1 protein-coding gene is annotated in these 309 nt (G+C 56.3%); it reads left to right on the top strand.

What is annotated here, in order from left to right; genetic code table 11:
* A partial coding sequence (locus SB822_RS56025; RefSeq protein ID WP_410858970.1) for a glutathione S-transferase N-terminal domain-containing protein occupies positions 1-309 on the top strand: 309 nt, incomplete at both ends.

The raw sequence follows: 309 nt of genomic DNA, 5'->3' as shown, positions 1-309 counted from the left end.
CGTGGCTGGCGTCACCTGAAAATGAATCCGTGGGGCGAAACGCCGACGCTTCAGCTTGCTGATGGTGGCTTTATTTCAGAAACAGCCGCCGTCGTTCGATACCTCGACCAGAGCTATCCGGGTCGAAAGATCATGGGCGAGACCCCGCTAGAGCAAGGCTTGGACAACATGTGGGACAACCGCATTTGGGTACACATCCTGTACCGAATTGTCACCGCCTTCCATGTGTTGCACAGTGGGCTCGGCTTCAAGCTCGAACTGACGAAGAATGAGGCATGGGGCGAGCATTGCCGCAAGGAAGCATTGGCC

The sequence above is a fragment of the Paraburkholderia sp. SIMBA_054 genome (assembly GCF_046534875.1).
GTDB classification, from domain to species: Bacteria; Pseudomonadota; Gammaproteobacteria; order Burkholderiales; family Burkholderiaceae; genus Paraburkholderia; species Paraburkholderia hospita.
The sequence above is the reverse complement of the archived record's forward strand: the minus strand, read 5'-3'. Positions and strand labels throughout refer to the sequence as shown.